Source organism: Aeromonas sp. R3-1, from assembly GCF_040908345.1.
In the GTDB taxonomy this organism is placed as follows: domain Bacteria; phylum Pseudomonadota; class Gammaproteobacteria; order Enterobacterales; family Aeromonadaceae; genus Aeromonas; species Aeromonas veronii.
The window spans coordinates 1-20,228 of record NZ_JBFODN010000290.1 but is presented as its reverse complement, the minus strand read 5'-3'; the positions used below and the strand labels follow the sequence as shown (position 1 = coordinate 20,228).

Genomic DNA, 20,228 nt, shown 5'->3' with positions numbered 1-20,228 from the left:
TTGATGTTGTCGCCCGGCATTACCATCTCTACGCCTTCCGGCAGTTCGATGGTACCGGTCACGTCGGTAGTACGGAAGTAGAACTGCGGACGGTAGCCTTTGAAGAACGGGGTATGACGGCCACCTTCTTCTTTGGACAGTACGTACACTTCAGATTCGAACTTGGTGTGCGGCTTGATAGAACCCGGCTTGGCCAGTACCTGACCACGCTCTACGTCTTCACGCTTAACACCACGCAGCAGCGCGCCGATGTTCTCGCCTGCACGACCTTCGTCCAGCAGCTTACGGAACATTTCAACACCGGTACAGGTGGTAGAAACGGTATCTTTGATACCAACGATTTCTACAGTCTCACCTACTTTAACGATACCGCGCTCTACACGACCGGTAACTACGGTACCACGGCCAGCGATAGAGAATACGTCTTCGATAGGCATCAGGAACGGTTGGTCAATCGCGCGCTCCGGCTCCGGGATGTAGGTATCCAGGTGGCCAGCCAGCTCGATGATCTTCTCTTCCCACTGAGCGTCGCCTTCCAGCGCTTTCAGCGCGGAACCACGAACTACCGGCAGGTCATCACCCGGGAAGTCGTACTCGGTCAGCAGTTCACGAACTTCCATCTCAACCAGTTCGAGCAGCTCTTCGTCATCAACCATGTCACACTTGTTCATGAACACGATCATGTACGGGATACCAACCTGACGACCCAGCAGGATGTGCTCACGAGTCTGCGGCATCGGGCCGTCAGTCGCTGCTACTACCAGGATCGCGCCGTCCATCTGGGCAGCACCGGTGATCATGTTTTTAACGTAGTCGGCGTGACCCGGGCAATCTACGTGGGCGTAGTGACGGGTAGCGGTGTCGTATTCTACGTGGGAGGTGTTGATGGTGATACCACGCTCACGCTCTTCCGGTGCCTTGTCGATCTGGTCGAAGGCGAAAGCTTTACCACCGAAGTGCTTGGCCAGCACGTTGGTGATAGCTGCAGTCAGGGTGGTTTTACCGTGGTCAACGTGGCCGATGGTGCCGACGTTTACGTGCGGTTTATTACGCTCAAATTTTTCTTTAGACACGACGTAGTCCTTCTAGGTTAAACCCGCCTACCGTCGTAGGCGGGGAATCTTAAATTACTTGGATTTGCGCTCTTCGATCACGGCTTGTGCAACGTTGGTCGGTGCATCGTGATACTTGGCGAATTCCATGGCGTAGGAAGCACGACCCTGGGTAGCGGAACGCAGTGCAGTTGCATAACCGAACATTTCGGCCAGCGGCACCAGAGCACGTACGATCTTGCCGGACGGGCCATCTTCCATACCTTCGATCAGGCCACGACGACGGTTCAGGTCACCGATAACGTCGCCCATGTAATCTTCCGGAGTTTCAACTTCTACTTTCATGATCGGTTCGAGCAGAACCGGGTTGGCTTTCATGAAGCCAGCCTTAAAGGCCATGGAAGCAGCGATTTTGAACGCCAGTTCGGAAGAGTCGACATCGTGGTAAGAACCGAAGTGCAGACGCACACCCAGATCCATAACCGGGTAACCAGCCAGCGGACCAGATTTGAGCTGCTCACGGATACCTTTATCAACACCCGGGATGAATTCACCAGGAATGACACCACCTTTGATGTCGTTGACGAATTCGTAGGCTTTGCCTTCTTCCAGCGGATACATGTCGATAACAACATGACCGTACTGACCACGACCACCAGACTGCTTGGCATGCTTGCCTTCGATGTCTTTAACGGTGGTACGGATGGTTTCACGGTAGGCAACCTGCGGCTTACCTACGTTGGCTTCAACCTTGAACTCGCGACGCATACGGTCAACGATGATGTCCAGGTGCAGCTCACCCATACCAGCGATGATGGTTTGACCTGACTCTTCGTCAGTCCATACGCGGAAGGACGGATCTTCCTGAGCCAGACGGCCCAGAGCCAGACCCATCTTCTCCTGGTCAGCCTTGGTTTTCGGCTCAACCGCGATAGAAATTACCGGCTCCGGGAATTCCATACGCTCGAGGATGATCGGTGCGTTCGGGTCACACAGGGTGTCACCAGTGGTCACGTCTTTCAGACCGATAGCAGCAGCGATGTCACCAGCGCGAACTTCTTTGATCTCTTCACGCTTGTTGGCATGCATCTGAACGATACGGCCAAAACGCTCGCGCTTGTCCTTGACGGAGTTCAGCACGGTGTCACCGGAGTTGATCACGCCAGAGTAGACACGGAAGAAGGTCAGGTTACCAACGAACGGGTCGGTAGCGATCTTGAACGCCAGAGCAGAGAACGGCTCGTCATCAGAAGCGTGACGCTCGTCTTTGGTCTCGCCGTCCATTTTCAGGCCGTCGATAGCAGCAACGTCGGTCGGAGCCGGCAGGTACTCGATCACGGCATCCAGCATTGCCTGTACGCCCTTGTTCTTGAACGCGGAGCCACAGGTTACCAGGATGATTTCGTTGTTCAGCACGCGCTGACGCAGAGCACCTTTGATCTCTTCCTCGGTCAGCTCTTCGCCGCCCAGGTATTTTTCCATCAGGTCTTCAGACGCTTCAGCGGCGGCTTCAACCAGATTCATGCGCATTTCTTGCGCCTGTTCCAGCAACTCGGCCGGGACGTCTTCGTAATCGAAGGATACGCCCTGATCAGCTTCATTCCAGTTGATGGCTTTCATCTTGACCAGGTCAACAACGCCCTTGAAGTTCTCTTCAGAGCCGATGTTCAGCTGAAGGGGAACCGGAGTACCTTTCAGACGGGTCTTGATGTGCTCAACGCAGCGCAGGAAGTTGGCGCCGGTACGGTCCATCTTGTTGACGAACGCGATACGGGGAACCTTGTACTTGTTAGCCTGACGCCATACGGTTTCAGACTGTGGCTGTACGCCACCTACGGCACAGTACACCATCACGGCACCGTCCAGAACACGCATTGAACGCTCTACTTCGATAGTAAAGTCAACGTGGCCCGGGGTATCGATGATGTTGATACGGTGCGGTTGGAACTGTTTACCCATACCGGACCAGAAAGCGGTGGTCGCGGCGGAGGTGATGGTGATACCACGCTCTTGTTCCTGTTCCATCCAGTCCATGGTGGCAGCGCCATCGTGAACTTCACCGATCTTGTGACTTACACCGGTGTAAAACAGTACGCGCTCGGTAGTAGTAGTCTTACCGGCGTCAATGTGAGCGGAGATACCGATGTTACGATAACGCTCAATGGGGGTTGTACGAGCCATTGTCATCCTCTTACTAAGGCGCTTGTCCCTAGATAATTAAAGGTGCGCAGAGTCAAAAGACCCTGCGCAAGCGGATTACCAGCGGAAGTGAGCGAAGGCTTTGTTCGCTTCAGCCATACGGTGAACGTCTTCACGTTTCTTGACAGACGAACCCTTATTGTCAGCGGCATCCAGCAGCTCGCCAGCCAGACGCTGAGCCATTGATTTTTCACCACGTTTACGAGCGGCATCAACCAACCAGCGCATTGCCAGGGCATTGCGACGTACCGGACGAACTTCTACCGGCACCTGATAGGTTGCACCACCGACGCGACGAGATTTAACCTCGACCGCCGGACGAATGTTATCCAGAGCTTCTTCGAATACGGCCAGGTGCTCTTTGCCAGATTTGGTGGCAATGATGTCCAGGGCGCCATAAACAATGGCTTCTGCAACAGATTTCTTACCGTCAACCATTACTACGTTGACAAATTTAGCCAGCAGCTCTGATCCGAACTTGGGATCTGGCAGGATTTTACGCTGACCAACAACACGACGTCTTGGCATTTCAAATTCTCCGTAACTTCAGGGATTACCCAAAACTAGAAAGCTATCTAACTAGAAACGAATTAACGTTTGGCCTTACTTAACGGAGAACCATTAAGCTTTAGGACGCTTCACGCCATACTTGGAGCGAGCCTGCTTACGGTCTTTAACACCGGCACAGTCCAACGCACCACGAACGGTGTGATAACGAACACCTGGCAAGTCTTTTACACGACCGCCACGGATCAGAACAACAGAGTGCTCTTGCAGGTTGTGACCTTCACCGCCGATGTAGGAGGTGACTTCGAAGCCGTTGGTCAGACGTACACGGCACACTTTACGCAGTGCAGAGTTAGGCTTCTTCGGGGTGGTGGTATATACACGAGTGCATACGCCACGCTTCTGAGGGCACGCTTCCAGCGCCGGCACGTTGCTTTTCACAACGAGCTTGATGCGTGGCTTGCGAACCAACTGGTTAATAGTTGCCATCAAAAGGCTCCTGATAATGACTTCATAAACGTGTGGAAAATCCTCCCCGCAGATACGGGGACGCGAAATTTTATGCCCTGTTGTCTGGGGAGTCAAGATTTATACAATTTGCGTCACAAAAGGGCAATTCGGATCCGTTTGATTTCACGACATCACCTTGAATTTTCTTGAAAATATGCTTCTCAGCCACCCCAGGTGCGCGGGGAACCTTTTTGCGCAATCAGTGCCACCAGACCCGCCATATCGAGCACATTGCCCACCCGATGCTGCAAACCGCGGGCTTGCAGATCTTCCTGCATCACATACAGCGGGATACCCGCCAGCCGCTCGCTCCACTGGGGAGCCGATGCCGCAATCACGGCATCCTGCATCAGTACCAGCTCATCCTCGGACTGAAGGTATGAGAGCACCTCTGCCAGAGCCTGACTCTGAAAGGGGGAGTTCAATATCAGATGCAACATGGAGACCTCAAAAGCTGATGTGAGTCGAACATTGTGCCCAGCGCCGAGCCAGTTCCTGGCGCGGCAGACTCTCGACGGGGATCAGCAGATCATCCACTGTCACGCCACGCTCTGCCAGCGAGTCAGCACAAACATAGACCTCTTCGATATCGTAGAGTTCCAGCATTTTGAAGGTGGGCGCGTAGTGGCGCTGCAAAATGGCGGCAGGTTGCTGCTCCTTGAGCAGTTGCAGCACGCCGTCCCCAATCAGGAAGAGGGCCAGCTCATCGGTCATGGCCGAGGTGGCCAGCAGGGCATCCAGTCCTTCCCGACCGGCGGCATGGCCATGGGGGCCACGACTGCAGATAAAGGCGATTTTCTTGCTCATGACTCCCCCTAGAACTGAACCAGCCGATCGGCGGTGAGCGCCGCCTCGGCCAACTGGCCCAGACCGCTCAGACAAAATGGCGCTTGCAGATTGAAGTGCACCAGCCCCGCCCCCTTGGCCTCCTGTTCATCGAGCACACCGCGCCGCATGGCGGCGGCGACACAGACGTCGATACGGATCCCCTGCTCTTCTGCCAGCTCTCGCCACAGACGCACCAGGTCAGTCTCATCGGATGCAGGCAGATGCAGACCGTTGCCGTTGCAGACCCCATCCTGATAGAAAAACAGGTGGGACAAGGTATGCCCCTGTGCCAACAGGGTGCGGGCAAAACGATAGGCGGTGCTGGCCGATTGGGAGCCATAGGCAGGCCCCGTGACCAGGATGGCAAAACTCAGACTCATAGCAGGGCTCCTGTGCTGACCCGGTCCATTTTACGCCAAAAACAAAAAAGCCCCTGCCAGGAGGGGCTTGATTCGATCTGTTGATCAGAGATGGGCAATCGCCTCAACTTCGACCAGCACATCTTTCGGCAGACGGGCCACCTCTACGCAGGAGCGAGCTGGCGCCGCATCGCCAAAGTAGCGGGCATAGACCTGATTGAAGGCAACGAAGTTGTTCATGTCGCTCAGGAAGCAGGTGGTTTTGACCACTTTGCTGGCATCGGCACCCGCAGCGTGCAACACGGCAACCAGATTCTTCATCACCCGCTCGGCCTGCTCTTCAATGCCGCCAGCCACGATTTCCATGGTGGCAGGATCGAGCGGGATCTGCCCGGAGGTGAAGATCATCTCGCCAACCTTGGTAGCCTGAACATACGGACCAATCGCGGCAGGCGCCTTGTCGGTTGCAATCACTTCTTTAGCCATTCATCTATCCCCTTCTGGAATGAGTTACTCGTTCTCGTCTTCACCCTGCTTGCGCTGTCGGATGTAAAGATAAACGGTATGTTTTGAAATATTGAGTTTGTCCGCCACCAGATTGATCGAATCCTTGATGTCGAAAATGCCCTTCTCGAACAGCTGGGTCACGATGAAGCGGTTCTTGGCATTGTTGGCCACGGTGGGATCGCGATTGATCTCGTCGATGGTGTTATCCACCGTCTGGGCAACCAGTTCTTCCACGCTGTTGGCAAAAGTCTCTGGTGACTGGCGTGCCGCCTGCTGGGGCGTCGGGAAAAATTCGGCCACGAACTCGTGGAAAGGCGCATTGATGTGCAGATTGATGCAGATAAGCCCCACCACTTGGCGCTCGCCGTTGCGAATGGCGATGGTGCTCGACTTCATCAGCGCGCCGGTACGGCTGCGAGCGAAATAGCTCTGGGTGTAATCCTGGCCGGTGCTCTCGATGTCCTTGAGCATGCGCAGGGCGAGATCGGTGATGGGCGCCCCGAGGGTGCGTCCGGTATTGAAGCCGTTGGCGATCTTGATCACCGACTCGTGCAGATTTTCCAGGGAGTGGAGTACCACTTCACAATGCTTGCCGAACAGCTCGGCCAAGCCATCGATGAGCCCATCGTATGAGCGCAACAATTCCCTGTCTTCATCTGTAAAAGTGCGGCTGATCAGCTGTTCTTCGGGAAGCATGGCTTCCTCGATACCGACAGTCATGTTCTACCCCTGTAATAACCATTCAACTTTCCCGAGTTTTAAATTGCAGGGGAGTAAAGTCAACTTTTTTTGATTTTTTACTCTACAACTTTGCTCTGGATCATCCTGAAACCCGCGCTGCGTCTACCTTTGCCGAGGAATTGGCCAACAAAAAGGGCTCCTTGAAGGAGCCCTTTTCAATCACGGATGACGAGTTACTCTTCGTCGAAGCTACCGGCTGCGTTCAGCAGATCCGCCAGGTTCTGCTCCGCTTCATCAGCGGTCACCTGCGGGGTACCAACAGCACGAGCTGCGGCAGCACGCTGGTTGATCCGGCTATGGTGGTAGGCAAAGCCGGTACCAGCCGGGATCAGACGACCCACGATGACGTTCTCTTTCAGACCACGCAGTTCATCACGCTTGCCACCTACGGCGGCTTCGGTCAGAACGCGAGTGGTTTCCTGGAAGGAAGCCGCGGAGATGAAGGACTCGGTGCTCAGAGATGCCTTGGTAATACCCATCAGTACATGACGGTAGGTCGCAGGGGTCTTGCCCTCGGCAACCAGCTTACGGTTGGCAATCTTCACACGAGCCACTTCGACCTGTTCGCCTTCGATCAGATCGGTATCGCCAGCGCTCAGGATCTCGCACTTGCGCAGCATCTGACGAACGATGACTTCGATGTGCTTGTCGTTGATCTTAACGCCTTGCAGACGGTAAACGTCCTGCACTTCGTTGGCGATGTAGTTGGCGACCGGGCTGATACCGCGCAGACGCAGGATGTCGTGAGCAGACTCGGGACCGTCCGCCAGCACTTCACCCTTCTCAACTTTTTCACCTTCGAACACGTTCAGGTTACGCCACTTCGGAATCATCTCTTCGTAGACGTTGCCACCATCGGTCGGGGTGATGACCAGACGGCGTTTGCCCTTGGTCTCTTTCCCGAAGGAGATGGTACCGGAGATCTCGGCCAGAATTGCCGGTTCCTTCGGTTGACGTGCTTCGAACAGATCCGCAACGCGCGGCAGACCACCGGTGATGTCCTTGGTACCGCCGGACTCTTGCGGGATACGCGCTACCGCGTCACCCACGCCCACGTTGGCACCATCTTCCAGGTTCACGATCGCCTTGCCCGGCAGGAAGTACTGGGCGGCTACATCGGTACCCGGGATCATCACGTCTTTGCCGTTCAGGTCGACCAGTTTAACGGTCGGACGCATCTCTTTACCGGCGCTCGGACGCTCGTTGACATCCAGAACAACGATAGAAGAGAGACCGGTCAGCTCGTCGGTCTGACGAGTGATGGTCACACCATCGATCATGTGTTCGAACTGCAGGCGACCTGCCACTTCGGTGATGATCGGGTGGGTGTGCGGATCCCAGTTGGCAACGGTCTCGCCAGCGCTCACGGCCTGGCCGTCCTTCACTTCCAGCACGGAACCGTAAGGCAGCTTGTGGCTTTCCTTGGTACGGCCCATGTCGTCCATGATGGTCAGTTCGGTAGAACGTGAGGTGATAACCAGTTTGTCATCGCTGTTGTGAACGAACTTGGCGTTCTGCAGCTTGATGGTACCTGTGTTCTTGACCTGGATGCTGCTTTCAGCAGCGGCACGAGATGCAGCACCACCGATGTGGAACGTACGCATCGTCAGCTGGGTACCCGGTTCACCGATGGACTGGGCGGCGATAACACCGACAGCCTCACCCTTGTTAACCAGGTGACCACGGGCCAGATCACGGCCGTAGCAGTGAGCACAGTTACCGAAGTCGGTTTCACAGGTGATGGCAGAACGTACCTTCACACGGTCAACGGAGTTACGCTCCAGCAGGTCACACAGCTGCTCGTCGAGCAGGGTGTTGCGAGCAACCAGGATCTCGTCCTCGGTACCCGGCTTGATGACATCTTCTGCCACCACACGACCCAGCACGCGCTCACGCAGCGGCTCGACCACGTCGCCACCCTCGATCAGCGGAGTCATCCACAGACCGTCGGTAGTGCCGCAATCGTCCTCGGTGATCACCATGTCTTGCGCCACGTCTACCAGACGACGAGTCAGGTAACCGGAGTTCGCAGTCTTCAGTGCAGTATCCGCCAGACCCTTACGAGCACCGTGGGTAGAGATAAAGTACTGCAGTACGTTCAGACCTTCGCGGAAGTTCGCGATGATCGGGGTCTCGATGATGGAGCCATCCGGCTTGGCCATCAGGCCACGCATACCGGCCAGCTGACGGATCTGGGCGGCGGAACCACGCGCACCAGAGTCGGCCATCATAAAGATGCTGTTGAACGAGGCCTGCTCTTCTTCTTCACCCAGCGAGTTGACGTTACGCTCTTTGGACAAGTTCTCCATCATGGCCTTGGAGACGCGCTCGTTGGCGCTGGCCCAGATATCGATAACCTTGTTGTAACGCTCGCCCGCAGTTACCAGACCTGACAGGAACTGGTCCTGAATCTCGGCAACTTCGGCTTCGGCTGCCGCGATGATGTCTTTCTTGGCATCCGGGATGACCATGTCATCGATACCAACGGAAGCACCGGACAGGGCCGCGTAGTGGAAACCGGTATACATCAGCTGGTCAGCGAAGATAACGGTGTCCTTCAGGCCCTGCTTGCGATAGCAGGTGTTCAGCAGACGGGAGATGAGCTTTTTGCCCAGCGCCTTGTTGGATACGCACTTGATCCAGTTCTGCGGATTGGCATCCAGATCAGCCTGTTCTGCAGCAGTCAGCACCTTCGGCTCGTCGATCAGGGCGTATTCCATGCCTTTCGGCAGGATCAGGCTCAGGATCGCACGACCAACGGTGGTGTTCTTCATCTCGGTGTGTTCACGCAGAGAACCGTCTTCCTGACGCAGGTATTCGGTAATGCGTACTTTCACACGAGCATGCAGATCGGCCAGACCGGCGCGATATACTTTCTCGGCTTCTTTCGGGCCGGCCAGCACCATACCTTCGCCTTTGGCGTTGATACGGGCACGGGTCATGTAGTACAGACCCAAGACCACGTCCTGAGAAGGAACGATGATCGGCTCACCAGAGGCAGGCGACAGGATGTTGTTGGTAGACATCATCAGCGCACGCGCTTCCAGCTGGGCTTCCAGGGTCAGCGGTACGTGGACCGCCATCTGGTCACCATCGAAGTCCGCGTTATACGCAGCACAAACCAGCGGGTGCAGCTGGATTGCCTTGCCTTCGACCAGAGTCGGTTCGAATGCCTGGATACCCAGGCGGTGCAGAGTCGGTGCACGGTTCAGCAGAACCGGGTGTTCGCGGATCACTTCGTCCAGGATATCCCAAACGACAGCTTCCTCGCGCTCCACCATCTTCTTGGCGGCCTTGATAGTGGTCGCCAGACCGCGGGTTTCCAGCTTGCCATAGATGAACGGCTTGAACAGTTCCAGCGCCATCTTCTTCGGCAGACCGCACTGATGCAGACGCAGAGTCGGGCCTACGGTGATAACGGAACGACCGGAGTAGTCGACACGCTTACCGAGCAGGTTCTGACGGAAACGACCCTGCTTACCCTTGATCATGTCGGCCAGGGATTTCAGCGGGCGCTTGTTGGAACCGGTGATGGCACGACCGCGACGGCCGTTATCCAGCAGTGCATCGACGGACTCTTGCAGCATACGCTTTTCGTTGCGCACGATGATGTCCGGAGCAGCCAGATCCAGCAGACGCTTCAAGCGGTTGTTACGGTTGATCACGCGACGGTACAAATCGTTCAGATCGGAAGTCGCAAAACGGCCGCCGTCCAGCGGTACCAGCGGACGCAGGTCCGGCGGCAGCACAGGCAGCACTGTCATGATCATCCACTCCGGCTTGTTGCCGGACTGCAGGAAAGCTTCCATCAGCTTCAGACGCTTGGTGGTCTTCTTGCGCTTGGTCTCGGAGTTGGTTTGATCCAGCTCCTCACGCATGGTTTTGACTTCACCTTCCAGATCGATAGCGCGCAGCAATGCCAGGATTGCTTCGGCACCCATCTTGGCGTCAAATTCGTCGCCCCACTCTTCCAGCGCATCCAGGTACTGCTCTTCAGAGAGCATCTGGCTGCGTTCGAGGTTGGTCATGCCCGGCTCGATTACGACGAAAGATTCGAAGTAGAGCACACGCTCGATGTCGCGCAGGGTCATGTCCAGCAGCAGACCGATACGGGACGGCAGGGACTTCAGGAACCAGATGTGGGCAGTCGGGCTGGCCAGCTCGATGTGGCCCATACGCTCACGACGGACCTTGGTCTGGGTCACTTCAACGCCGCACTTCTCACAGATCACACCACGGTGTTTCAGGCGCTTGTACTTGCCGCACAGACACTCGTAGTCCTTCACCGGTCCGAAGATACGGGCGCAGAACAGACCATCACGCTCCGGCTTGAAAGTCCGGTAGTTGATGGTCTCAGGCTTTTTGACCTCACCGAATGACCAGGAGCGGATCATGTCAGGAGAGGCCAGACCGATCTTGATACTGTCAAACTCTTCGGTCTTGGTCTGAGCCTTCAAAAACTTGAGTAAGTCTTTCACGTGTTTCCCCTGTCAGGAGTCTAACCTCGGCGCCCCGGCTGCCAAAACAGCGGGGCGCCCACGTCAATTCTCGAACAATAAGAGCGAGCTCTTACTCTTCGTCCAGCTCGATGTTGATACCCAGAGAGCGGATTTCCTTCAGCAATACGTTGAAGGATTCGGGCATGCCCGGCTCCATACGGTGGTCGCCATCCACGATGTTCTTATACATCTTGGTACGGCCATTCACATCGTCAGACTTGACGGTCAGCATTTCCTGCAGGGTATATGCCGCACCGTAAGCCTCCAGGGCCCACACTTCCATCTCACCGAAACGCTGACCACCGAACTGAGCCTTACCACCCAGCGGCTGCTGAGTAACCAGGCTGTAAGAACCGGTAGAACGCGCGTGCATCTTGTCGTCGACCAAGTGGTTCAGCTTGAGCATGTACATGTAACCAACGGTTACTTTACGCTCGAAGCGGTTACCGGTACGGCCATCGAACAGATCAATCTGACCGGACTCCGGCAGATCGGCCAGCTTCAGCAGGGCTTTGATTTCGCGCTCTTTGGCACCATCAAACACTGGAGTAGCAACCGGCAGACCCTTACGCAGGTTACCCACCAGGGTACGTACGTCGTCATCAGACAGTTCGGCGATGTTCACTTGCTGGGTGTCCTTCTCGCCCAGGTCGTAGACCTGTTGCAGGAAGTTGCGCATCTCGTGCAGCTCGCGCTGCTCTTTGACCATGCGATCGATCTTCTCGCCGATACCCTTGGCCGCAAGGCCCAGGTGCACTTCGAGGATCTGACCGATGTTCATACGGGATGGTACGCCCAACGGGTTCAGTACGATGTCGACCGGACGGCCGAACTCGTCATGAGGCATATCCTCGACCGGACAGATCTTGGAGATAACACCCTTGTTACCGTGACGGCCCGCCATCTTGTCACCCGGCTGGATGCGACGCTTGACTGCCAGATAAACCTTGACGATTTTCAGTACGCCCGGCGCCAGATCATCACCCTGGATAATCTTGCGACGCTTGTTCTCGAATTTCTTGTCGAACTCGGCTTTCAGCTCAACGTGCTGTTCAGCGATCTGTTCCAGTTCGGTCTGCTTGCCTTCGTCTTCGATGGCCAGTTCAAACCACTTGGAGCGATCGAGCTTGTTCAGACGATCTTCGCTGTAACCGGCGGCCAGCAGCAGGTTGCGGGAGCGGCCGAAAATGCCGTCTTCCAGGATCTTGAACTCTTCGGTCAAGTCCTTCTTCGCTTCCTTCAGCTGCATCTCTTCGATTTCTTTGGCGCGCTTGTCTTTTTCCACGCCATCGCGGGTAAAGACTTGCACGTCAACCACGGTACCGTACACACCGTTCGGTACACGCAGGGAGGAGTCCTTCACATCGGACGCCTTTTCACCGAAGATGGCGCGCAGCAGCTTCTCTTCCGGCGTCAGCTGGGTTTCACCTTTCGGCGTTACCTTACCGACCAGAATGTCGCCGCCCTTCACTTCGGCACCCACGTAGACGATACCGGACTCGTCCAGCTTGGACAGAGCGGCTTCACCCACGTTCGGGATGTCAGCAGTGATCTCTTCCGGACCCAGTTTGGTGTCACGGGAGATACAGGCCAGTTCCTGGATATGGATGGTGGTCAGGCGATCTTCCTGAACAACACGCTCGTTCACCAGGATCGAGTCTTCGAAGTTGTAACCGTTCCACGGCATGAACGCGACGCGCATGTTCTGACCCAGCGCCAGTTCACCCAGGTCGGTGGACGGGCCATCAGCCAGTACGTCGCCAGCCATGACCGGCTCACCCAACATCACGCAAGGACGCTGGTTGATACAGGTGTTCTGGTTGGAACGGGTGTATTTGGTCAGGTTGTAGATGTCGATACCGGCTTCGCCTGGCATCAGCTCATCTTCATTGACCTTCAGGACGATACGGGAGGCATCGACATAGTCGATTACGCCGCCACGCTTGGCCACTACGGTTACACCGGAGTCAACGGCCACAGCGCGTTCCATACCGGTACCTACCAGCGGCTTGTCAGCACGCAGAGTCGGTACAGCCTGACGTTGCATGTTTGAACCCATCAATGCGCGGTTCGCGTCATCGTGTTCCAGGAACGGGATCAGAGCCGCTGCCACAGATACGATCTGCTGCGGGCTCACGTCCATATACTGGATCTGGTCGGCGTTCATAAAGGTGGATTCACCTTTGTGACGGCACGGGATCAATTCATCTTTCAGACGGCCATCTTCGGTGGTCGCGGCGTTAGCCTGTGCGATCACGTACTTGCCTTCTTCAATAGCAGACAGGTAGTCCACTTCGTCGGTGATCACACCGTCAATGACCTTGCGGTACGGGGTCTCGAGGAAACCGTACTCGTTGGTACGAGAGTACACGGACAGAGAGTTGATCAGACCGATGTTCGGACCTTCAGGAGTCTCGATAGGGCACAGACGACCGTAGTGAGTCGGGTGTACGTCTCGGACTTCAAAGCCGGCACGCTCACGAGTCAAACCGCCCGGGCCCAGCGCGGAGATACGACGCTTGTGGGTCACTTCGGAGAGCGGGTTGTTCTGGTCCATAAACTGGGACAGCTGGCTGGAACCAAAGAACTCTTTGACTGCGGCGGAGATCGGTTTGGCGTTGATCAGATCCTGCGGCATCAGGGTGTCCAGGTCGCCCAGGGAGAGACGCTCCTTGACCGCACGCTCGACACGCACCAGACCTACGCGGAACTGGTTTTCAGCCATTTCACCGACAGAACGGATACGACGGTTACCCAAGTGGTCGATATCGTCCACTTCGTCGTTACCGTTACGGATGTCGATCAGGCGCTTCATCACATCGACGATGTCGTCTTTGGTCAGTACACCTGCGCCAGTCTCGTCTTCACGACCCAGACGGCGGTTGAACTTCATCCGACCTACGGTAGACAGGTCGTAACGCTCGGCGGAGAAGAACAGGTTTTCGAACAGCTGTTCTGCAGCTTCGCGAGTAGGCGGCTCGCCCGGACGCATCATGCGATAGATCTCGACCAGCGCTTCCAAACGGTTGGAGCTGGAGTCGACACGCAGGGTCTCGGACATGTAGGCACCGTGATCCAGTTCGTTGGTGAACAGAACCTCGAAATGCTTGAAGCCGGCTTGGGACAGGTTGGCGATCGCTTCCAGGCTCAGCGCCTGGTTGGCGGTCACGACCATCTCGCCAGTTTGCGGATGTGCGTAGTCCTTGGCAGCAACCTTGCCAACAACATACTCAACCGGTACCTCAATCTGGGTAACGGCGTCTTTTTCCAACTGACGGATGTGACGCGCAGTCACACGACGACCGGTCTCAACCACCACGGCGCCATTGGCCACGATGTCAAAGGTCGCAGTTTCACCACGCAGACGCTCCGGCACCAGATCCATCATCAACTTGCCATCTTTTACTTCAAAACCGATGGTCTCGAAGAAGGTGGCCAGGATTTGTTCGGAAGTGAAGTCCAGGGCGCGCAGAATAATGGATGCTGGCAGTTTGCGACGACGGTCGATACGGACAAACAGGTTGTCTTTCGCATCGAACTCGAAGTCCAGCCAGGAGCCACGGTAGGGGATAACGCGAGCGTTATACAGTACCTTACCGGATGAATGAGTTTTGCCTTTATCGTGGTCGAAGAAGACGCCCGGGCTGCGGTGCAGCTGGGAGACGATAACCCGCTCGGTACCATTGATAACAAAGGTGCCGTTCTCGGTCATGAGCGGAATTTCGCCCATGTATACTTCTTGTTCCTTGATGTCTTTGACGGTGCCGGCAGCTGCTTCACGGTCGTACAGAACCATACGAAGCTTGACACGCAGCGGCGCGGAGTAGGTCACTCCACGGATCTGGCATTCTTTTACGTCAAATACCGGCTCACCCAGGCGATAGCTGACATACTGAAGCTCAGCACTACCGGAGTAACTGGTGATCGGGAAAACGCTACGGAAAGCGGCCTCTAGGCCATATTCACCTTCCGGGTCAGCCTCGATGAACTGCTTGAAGGAGTCCAGCTGAATGGACAACAGATAAGGCGTGTCCAGTACCTGGTCTCGCTTACCGAAGTCCTTACGAATGCGTTTTTTTTCGGTATAAGAGTAAACCATAGGGTTCCTCAGCTCGCTGATAAGTGACCCACTCTGTCCCGCGGGACAGCTCTGTCTCAACACCGTTTTGTGTTGGCCCGGACGAAAGAAGACAGTCCGGATTGCTGGTGCACCGAGAGTCGTAAACGGTGTGAAATGCTCTCAGTCTACAGCGCAAAAAGGCTGGTGAACAAAAATTCACCAGCCCTAGCCTGTTTTATCAGGCTAATCTACATAAATGCAGATTATTTGATCTCAACAGAAGCACCGGCAGCTTCCAGCTCTTTCTTCAGAGCTTCAGCTTCGTCCTTGGACACGCCTTCCTTCAGGTTAGCCGGAGCAGCTTCTACCAGATCTTTGGCTTCTTTCAGGCCCAGACCGGTAGCGCCACGAACGGCTTTGATAACGGCAACTTTGTTGGCGCCAGCAGCAGTCAGAACTACGTCGAACTCGGTCTTCTCTTCTACTGCTTCAGCAGCAGCCGGGCCAGCCATTACGGCAGCAGCGGCAGAAACACCGAACTTCTCTTCCATAGCTTCGATCAGCTCAACAACTTCCATTACGGACATGGAAGCAACGGCTTCGATGATTTGGTCTTTAGTGATAGACATGACAAAAATTCCTGATGTTGAATAAACTCAAACAGCCTAAATAGGCGAGAATCAAGCAGCAGCTTGTTTCTGGTCGCGAACAGCAGCGATAGTACGAACCAGCTTGCCAGCAGAGGCTTCTTTCATAGTCGCCATCAACTTCGCAATTGCTTCTTCGTAAGTCGGCAGCGTGGCCAGACGATCAATTTGTGCTGCGGCGATAAACTCACCGTTAAAAGCGCCAGCCTTGATTTCGAACTTTTGGTTCGCTTTGGCAAACTCTTTGAACAGACGAGCAGCAGCGCCCGGGTGTTCGTTAGAGAAAGCAATCAAGGTAGGACCGGTAAATGCGTCGTTCAGGCACTCGTATTCGGTACCTTCTACCGCGCGACGCAGCAGGGTGTTACGCACAACGCGCATGTACACACCGGCTTCACGAGCGGTTTTACGCAGGACGGTCATCTTGTCTACAGTTACACCGCGAGAATCGGCAACAACTGCAGAAAGAGCGCCTTTGGCAGCTTCGTTGACTTCAGCAACAATTGCCTTTTTGTCTTCGAGTCCCAATGCCATTGGCTTAACTCCTGGATTGAATCCGGGTCTATTGACCCAGTACTGACACATCCCCCCTACCTTTACAACAGAGGGGAACGATGCGGTAGCAGGATTCCAGAAGAGAAAGAATCTTTCTCGCTGGGTTTCCGGCACCGTCTACGCAGGAAACATTAAGGCTTTGCAGCCTCCTGCGGTCTTGGACGGAGGTCGAAACCCCCAACCAATCAAGGCGCAAAATTATAGATTAAATTTTGCGCCTTGTAAAACCCATCAATTAGGCCTGAGCTTCCAGAGAAGCTTGGTCTACAGCAACACCGGCACCCATGGTGGTGGAGATGCTGACTTTCTTGATGAATTGACCTTTGGCGGAAGAGGGCTTGCCTTTTTTCAGGGCAACCAGCAGAGCTTCCAAGTTTTCTTTCAGCTGAACTTCGTTGAAAGAAACCTTACCCAGAGTGGTATGGATGATACCATTCTTGTCGTTACGGTAACGAACCTGACCAGCCTTGGCATTCTTGACAGCTTCGGCAACGTTAGGAGTTACAGTACCAACTTTCGGGTTCGGCATCAGGCCGCGCGGGCCCAGGATTTGACCCAGTTGACCAACAACGCGCATTGCATCCGGGGATGCGATAACTACGTCGAAGTTCATCTCGCCTTTCTTAACCAGATCGGCCAAGTCATCCATACCTACCAGGTCAGCACCGGCAGCTTTAGCTGCTTCGGCGTTGGCACCTTGGGTAAATACGGCAACGCGTACATCACGACCGGTACCGTGCGGCAGTACAGTAGCACCACGTACGTTCTGGTCAGATTTACGAGCGTCGATACCCAGGTTGACAGCAACGTCAACGCTTTCAACGAACTTGGCGGTAGCCAGTTCTTTCAGCAGGGCAATGGCTTCGTTGATGGAGTACTCTTTGGTACCGTCAACTTTTTCGCGAATAACGCGCATACGCTTGGAAAGTTTAGCCATTGTCTTAATCCTCCACTACCAGACCCATGGAACGAGCGGAGCCTGCGATGCAACGTACTTTTGCATCCAGATCGGCACCAGTCATATCCGGCTCTTTGGTCTTGGCGATTTCTTGCAGCTGGGCAACGGTCACCTTACCAACCTTGTCTTTGTTCGGCTTGGAAGAACCAGACTTGATGCCTGCAGCTTTCTTCAGCAGGAAGGAAGCAGGCGGAGTCTTGGTTTCGAAGGTGAAGGAACGGTCGCTGTAAACGGTGATCACGACCGGAGTCGGTGAACCTTTTTCCAGCTTCTCTGTACGAGCGTTGAACGCCTTACAGAATTCCATGATGTTAACACCGTGTTGACCCAGTGCAGGACCAACGGGAGGAGACGGGTTGGCTGCACCAGCAGCAACCTGCAGCTTGATATAAGCTGTGACTTTCTTAGCCATTAGGAAAATACCTCAAAAATGGGTTCTAGCGCCTCGGAGACTTGCTCCTGCAAACGGCTCCCCAACTAATAAAGGGGCAGCGAATTATAGAGATATTCGCTGCCCCTGACAACCGTTAAACGTACAGAATTCAATCAGCCCTTTTCGACCTGACCAAAATCCAGTTCAACAGGAGTAGAACGACCGAAGATCAGTACAGAGACCTTCACGCGGCTCTTCTCATAATCGACCTCTTCAACGGTACCGTTGAAGTCGGCAAACGGACCATCAGCAACCCGCACCATTTCACCCGGTTCAAACAGGGTTTTCGGACGCGGCTTGTCGTGGGCATCCTGCAGACGGTTCAGGATGGCATCGGCCTCTTTGTCGGAGATCGGTGCCGGACGGTCGGAAGTACCGCCGATGAAGCCCATGACACGCGGTACGTTACGCACCAGGTGCCATGTGGTTTCATCCATGATCATCTGGACCAGGACATAACCCGGGAAAAACTTGCGCTCACTCTTGCGCTTCTGGCCAGCACGCATCTCGACCACTTCTTCGGTCGGGACCAGTACTTCACCGAACATGTCTTCCATGCCATGCATCTTGATATGTTCACGCAGGGACTTGGCTACACGGCCTTCATAGCCGGAAAAAGCCTGCACGACATACCATCTCATACGTTGTTCACGTTGTTCAGTCATGGCTTATCCTTACACACCGGTAATCAGGTTGACCAACCAGACCAAGGCACCGTCCAGAACGAACAGCAGCAGCCCCATCACGGCGGTCACCGCCAGCACAATCAGGGTTGTCTGAATGGCTTCCTGACGGGTCGGCCATACGACCTTGCGGACTTCCAGGCGAGACTCACGGGCGAATGCCAGTGTTGCCTTTCCCTTGGTGGTTTGCAGGGCTACTGCACCAGCAGCAGCAATGACAACGACCACACCCAAGGCGCGGACGGCAGCGACAACATCGTTGAGCAGGTAATTACCCACTACAGCGGCCGCCAGGATAATGAAAACCAGGCCCCAAAGCAGGGTATCCTTGCTTCCGCCCTGGCTCTCAGAACTAACACTCATACAACCCACCTGTATCTGACGTAACCAAAGACACAAAAGCCCCGTACGAGACGAGGTATATGGCAGGGGCGGCAGGACTCGAACCCGCAACCATCGGTTTTGGAGACCGCTGTTCTACCAATTCGAACTACGCCCCTACACAAGAAAGCCCCTATTATAGGGGCTTTGCTTTATTTATGTAAGCCAAAGATTAAGCGATAACTTTAGCTACAACACCAGCACCTACGGTACGGCCACCTTCACGGATAGCGAAACGCAGGCCGTCGTCCATCGCGATCGGCGCAATCAGGGTAACAACCATCTTGATGTTGTCGCCCGGCATTACCATCTCTACGCCTTCCGGCAGTTCGATGGTACCGGTCACGTCGGTAGTACGGAAGTAGAACTGCGGACGGTAGCCTTTGAAGAACGGGGTATGACGGCCACCTTCTTCTTTGGACAGTACGTACACTTCAGATTCGAACTTGGTGTGCGGCTTGATAGAACCCGGCTTGGCCAGTACCTGACCACGCTCTACGTCTTCACGCTTAACACCACGCAGCAGCGCGCCGATGTTCTCGCCTGCACGACCTTCGTCCAGCAGCTTACGGAACATTTCAACACCGGTACAGGTGGTAGAAACGGTATCTTTGATACCAACGATTTCTACAGTCTCACCTACTTTAACGATACCGCGCTCTACACGACCGGTAACTACGGTACCACGGCCAGCGATAGAGAATACGTCTTCGATAGGCATCAGGAACGGTTGGTCAATCGCGCGCTCCGGCTCCGGGATGTAGGTATCCAGGTGGCCAGCCAGCTCGATGATCTTCTCTTCCCACTGAGCGTCGCCTTCCAGCGCTTTCAGCGCGGAACCACGAACTACCGGCAGGTCATCACCCGGGAAGTCGTACTCGGTCAGCAGTTCACGAACTTCCATCTCAACCAGTTCGAGCAGCTCTTCGTCATCAACCATGTCACACTTGTTCATGAACACGATCATGTACGGGATACCAACCTGACGACCCAGCAGGATGTGCTCACGAGTCTGCGGCATCGGGCCGTCAGTCGCTGCTACTACCAGGATCGCGCCGTCCATCTGGGCAGCACCGGTGATCATGTTTTTAACGTAGTCGGCGTGACCCGGGCAATCTACGTGGGCGTAGTGACGGGTAGCGGTGTCGTATTCTACGTGGGAGGTGTTGATGGTGATACCACGCTCACGCTCTTCCGGTGCCTTGTCGATCTGGTCGAAGGCGAAAGCTTTACCACCGAAGTGCTTGGCCAGCACGTTGGTGATAGCTGCAGTCAGGGTGGTTTTACCGTGGTCAACGTGGCCGATGGT

Annotated in this window: 18 protein-coding genes and 1 tRNA gene; all 19 read right to left on the bottom strand. The window is 55.1% G+C overall.

What is annotated here, in order from left to right; genetic code table 11:
* On the bottom strand, nucleotides 1-1,073 hold a 1,073-nt coding region (gene tuf / locus AB5Y85_RS20660; RefSeq protein WP_021229319.1), incomplete at its 3' end, for an elongation factor Tu.
* Between the two features lie 54 nt (nucleotides 1,074-1,127).
* Nucleotides 1,128-3,233, bottom strand: a complete 2,106-nt coding sequence (gene fusA / locus AB5Y85_RS20655; protein ID WP_021229318.1) for an elongation factor G — start codon at nucleotides 3,231-3,233, stop codon at nucleotides 1,128-1,130.
* 75 nt (nucleotides 3,234-3,308) lie between these two features.
* On the bottom strand, nucleotides 3,309-3,779 hold the full coding sequence (gene rpsG, locus AB5Y85_RS20650) for a 30S ribosomal protein S7 (RefSeq protein ID WP_005339911.1): 471 nt from the start codon (nucleotides 3,777-3,779) through the stop codon (nucleotides 3,309-3,311).
* 93 nt (nucleotides 3,780-3,872) lie between these two features.
* A complete protein-coding gene (gene rpsL, locus AB5Y85_RS20645; protein ID WP_005306278.1) occupies nucleotides 3,873-4,247 on the bottom strand; it encodes a 30S ribosomal protein S12 in 375 nt (124 codons plus the stop codon).
* Nucleotides 4,248-4,429: 182 nt separating this feature from the next.
* On the bottom strand, nucleotides 4,430-4,708 hold the full coding sequence (gene tusB, locus AB5Y85_RS20640; RefSeq protein ID WP_257686799.1) for a sulfurtransferase complex subunit TusB: 279 nt from the start codon (nucleotides 4,706-4,708) through the stop codon (nucleotides 4,430-4,432).
* Nucleotides 4,709-4,715: 7 nt separating this feature from the next.
* Nucleotides 4,716-5,075, bottom strand: a complete 360-nt coding sequence (gene tusC, locus AB5Y85_RS20635; RefSeq protein ID WP_005341830.1) for a sulfurtransferase complex subunit TusC — start codon at nucleotides 5,073-5,075, stop codon at nucleotides 4,716-4,718.
* Between the two features lie 8 nt (nucleotides 5,076-5,083).
* Entirely contained in the window at nucleotides 5,084-5,476 is a 393-nt protein-coding gene (gene tusD / locus AB5Y85_RS20630) for a sulfurtransferase complex subunit TusD (protein ID WP_257686800.1), read from the bottom strand.
* Between the two features lie 84 nt (nucleotides 5,477-5,560).
* Nucleotides 5,561-5,941, bottom strand: a complete 381-nt coding sequence (locus tag AB5Y85_RS20625; RefSeq protein ID WP_005339904.1) for a RidA family protein — start codon at nucleotides 5,939-5,941, stop codon at nucleotides 5,561-5,563.
* A gap of 24 nt (nucleotides 5,942-5,965) precedes the next feature.
* Nucleotides 5,966-6,682 (bottom strand): transcriptional regulator, encoded by a 717-nt coding sequence (locus AB5Y85_RS20620; protein WP_257686801.1) that lies wholly within the window; start codon nucleotides 6,680-6,682, stop codon nucleotides 5,966-5,968.
* Nucleotides 6,683-6,876: 194 nt separating this feature from the next.
* The gene (gene rpoC / locus AB5Y85_RS20615; protein WP_005339899.1) at nucleotides 6,877-11,181 is read right to left on the bottom strand and encodes a DNA-directed RNA polymerase subunit beta'; all 4,305 of its coding nucleotides are present in this window, start codon (nucleotides 11,179-11,181) and stop codon (nucleotides 6,877-6,879) included.
* 91 nt (nucleotides 11,182-11,272) lie between these two features.
* A complete protein-coding gene (gene rpoB, locus AB5Y85_RS20610; protein ID WP_005339897.1) occupies nucleotides 11,273-15,301 on the bottom strand; it encodes a DNA-directed RNA polymerase subunit beta in 4,029 nt (1,342 codons plus the stop codon).
* A gap of 224 nt (nucleotides 15,302-15,525) precedes the next feature.
* The gene (rplL, locus tag AB5Y85_RS20605) at nucleotides 15,526-15,891 is read right to left on the bottom strand and encodes a 50S ribosomal protein L7/L12 (RefSeq protein ID WP_005306304.1); all 366 of its coding nucleotides are present in this window, start codon (nucleotides 15,889-15,891) and stop codon (nucleotides 15,526-15,528) included.
* 51 nt (nucleotides 15,892-15,942) lie between these two features.
* Entirely contained in the window at nucleotides 15,943-16,443 is a 501-nt protein-coding gene (gene rplJ, locus AB5Y85_RS20600; protein ID WP_005339895.1) for a 50S ribosomal protein L10, read from the bottom strand.
* Between the two features lie 256 nt (nucleotides 16,444-16,699).
* Complete coding sequence (gene rplA / locus AB5Y85_RS20595) at nucleotides 16,700-17,401, bottom strand: 50S ribosomal protein L1 (protein WP_005339888.1); 702 nt, start codon at nucleotides 17,399-17,401, stop codon at nucleotides 16,700-16,702.
* 4 nt (nucleotides 17,402-17,405) lie between these two features.
* Nucleotides 17,406-17,834, bottom strand: a complete 429-nt coding sequence (gene rplK, locus AB5Y85_RS20590; protein WP_005339887.1) for a 50S ribosomal protein L11 — start codon at nucleotides 17,832-17,834, stop codon at nucleotides 17,406-17,408.
* 134 nt (nucleotides 17,835-17,968) lie between these two features.
* Entirely contained in the window at nucleotides 17,969-18,520 is a 552-nt protein-coding gene (nusG, locus tag AB5Y85_RS20585) for a transcription termination/antitermination protein NusG (protein WP_005306318.1), read from the bottom strand.
* 9 nt (nucleotides 18,521-18,529) lie between these two features.
* Nucleotides 18,530-18,901, bottom strand: coding sequence for a preprotein translocase subunit SecE (secE, locus tag AB5Y85_RS20580; protein ID WP_005306322.1), 372 nt, complete (start codon nucleotides 18,899-18,901; stop codon nucleotides 18,530-18,532).
* A gap of 60 nt (nucleotides 18,902-18,961) precedes the next feature.
* Nucleotides 18,962-19,038 (bottom strand) — tRNA-Trp (locus tag AB5Y85_RS20575).
* 53 nt (nucleotides 19,039-19,091) lie between these two features.
* A partial coding sequence (gene tuf, locus AB5Y85_RS20570; protein WP_368167430.1) for an elongation factor Tu occupies nucleotides 19,092-20,228 on the bottom strand: 1,137 nt, incomplete at its 5' end.

Coding starts and splice junctions, on each gene's coding strand:
- fusA (WP_021229318.1), bottom strand. CDS start 3,233: ATGGCTCGTACAACCCCCATTGAGCGTTATCGTAACATCGGTATCTCC.
- rpsG (WP_005339911.1), bottom strand. CDS start 3,779: ATGCCAAGACGTCGTGTTGTTGGTCAGCGTAAAATCCTGCCAGATCCC.
- rpsL (WP_005306278.1), bottom strand. CDS start 4,247: ATGGCAACTATTAACCAGTTGGTTCGCAAGCCACGCATCAAGCTCGTT.
- tusB (WP_257686799.1), bottom strand. CDS start 4,708: ATGTTGCATCTGATATTGAACTCCCCCTTTCAGAGTCAGGCTCTGGCA.
- tusC (WP_005341830.1), bottom strand. CDS start 5,075: ATGAGCAAGAAAATCGCCTTTATCTGCAGTCGTGGCCCCCATGGCCAT.
- tusD (WP_257686800.1), bottom strand. CDS start 5,476: ATGAGTCTGAGTTTTGCCATCCTGGTCACGGGGCCTGCCTATGGCTCC.
- AB5Y85_RS20625 (WP_005339904.1), bottom strand. CDS start 5,941: ATGGCTAAAGAAGTGATTGCAACCGACAAGGCGCCTGCCGCGATTGGT.
- AB5Y85_RS20620 (WP_257686801.1), bottom strand. CDS start 6,682: ATGACTGTCGGTATCGAGGAAGCCATGCTTCCCGAAGAACAGCTGATC.
- rpoB (WP_005339897.1), bottom strand. CDS start 15,301: ATGGTTTACTCTTATACCGAAAAAAAACGCATTCGTAAGGACTTCGGT.
- rplL (WP_005306304.1), bottom strand. CDS start 15,891: ATGTCTATCACTAAAGACCAAATCATCGAAGCCGTTGCTTCCATGTCC.
- rplJ (WP_005339895.1), bottom strand. CDS start 16,443: ATGGCATTGGGACTCGAAGACAAAAAGGCAATTGTTGCTGAAGTCAAC.
- rplA (WP_005339888.1), bottom strand. CDS start 17,401: ATGGCTAAACTTTCCAAGCGTATGCGCGTTATTCGCGAAAAAGTTGAC.
- rplK (WP_005339887.1), bottom strand. CDS start 17,834: ATGGCTAAGAAAGTCACAGCTTATATCAAGCTGCAGGTTGCTGCTGGT.
- nusG (WP_005306318.1), bottom strand. CDS start 18,520: ATGACTGAACAACGTGAACAACGTATGAGATGGTATGTCGTGCAGGCT.
- secE (WP_005306322.1), bottom strand. CDS start 18,901: ATGAGTGTTAGTTCTGAGAGCCAGGGCGGAAGCAAGGATACCCTGCTT.